Here is a 1,135-nt window from a genome sequence, read left to right as displayed (position 1 = left end):
CCGAGGCTAGCCCTAAAGCTATTTCGGGGAGAACCAGCTATCTCCGAGTTCGATTGGAATTTCACCGCTAGCCACACCTCATCCCCGCACTTTTCAACGTGCGTGGGTTCGGGCCTCCAGTAGGTGTTACCCTACCTTCACCCTGGACATGGCTAGATCACACGGTTTCGGGTCTACGGCAACGTACTTGCGCCCTGTTCAGACTCGCTTTCGCTGCGGCTCCGTCTCTTCGACTTAACCTCGCACGCTACCGTAACTCGCCGGTTCATTCTACAAAAGGCACGCCGTCACCCTTTTAACGGGCTCCGACTATTTGTAAGCACACGGTTTCAGGTACTGTTTCACTCCCCTCCCGGGGTGCTTTTCACCTTTCCCTCACGGTACTGGTTCACTATCGGTCGCTAGGGAGTATTTAGCCTTAGCAGATGGTCCTGCCAGATTCACACGGGATTTCACGTGTCCCGTGCTACTCGGGGTTGGTCTCGGAGGGATGAATGTTTGGATTACGCGACTGTCACGCTCTCTGGTCAGCCTTCCCAGACTGTTCATCTACATCCATCCTTTGTAACTCCATGTGAGACGCCCCACAACCCCGCCGGGTAAACCCGACGGTTTAGGCTCTTCCGCGTTCGCTCGCCACTACTGACGGAATCACGATTGTTTTCTCTTCCTCCGGCTACTTAGATGTTTCAGTTCACCGGGTATGCCCTCTCATCACCTATGGATTCAGTGAAGGATACCATCCCATTACAGATGGTGGGTTGCCCCATTCGGAGATCCCCGGATCAAAGCGTGCTTACCGCTCCCCGAGGCTTATCGCAGTTCGCTGCGTCCTTCTTCGGCTCCTAGCGCCAAGGCATCCACCGTGTGCCCTTAGTAACTTAACCACATTGGTTAGCACTAAAAAATGCTTACAGTTTAAATCCTTAGCAATTACATGCAGTATCCAGTTTTCAAGGAACAACGACGCACAGGATGTGCTAGTGTCTGCGTTGCCTCATGGATGAGGCGTCTTTAGCAGACGATCCTTTTGGCGTCCGCCTGGCAACGTCCTACTCTCCCGGCTCCCTGCGGAGCAAGTACCATCGGCGCTGGAGGGCTTAACGGCCGTGTTCGGTATGGGAACGGGTGTGTC

General features: G+C 54.2%; 2 rRNA genes. Both read right to left on the bottom strand.

The features are described from left to right. A 23S ribosomal RNA gene (locus EDM57_RS22040) occupies positions 1-887 on the bottom strand; the annotation flags it as partial. 152 nt (positions 888-1,039) lie between these two features. Then, positions 1,040-1,135 (bottom strand): 5S ribosomal RNA (rrf, locus tag EDM57_RS22035); the annotation flags it as partial.

The organism is Brevibacillus gelatini, assembly GCF_003710935.1.
In the GTDB taxonomy this organism is placed as follows: Bacteria; Bacillota; Bacilli; order Brevibacillales; family Brevibacillaceae; genus Brevibacillus; species Brevibacillus gelatini.
This window is presented reverse-complemented; position numbering and strand designations above follow the sequence as displayed.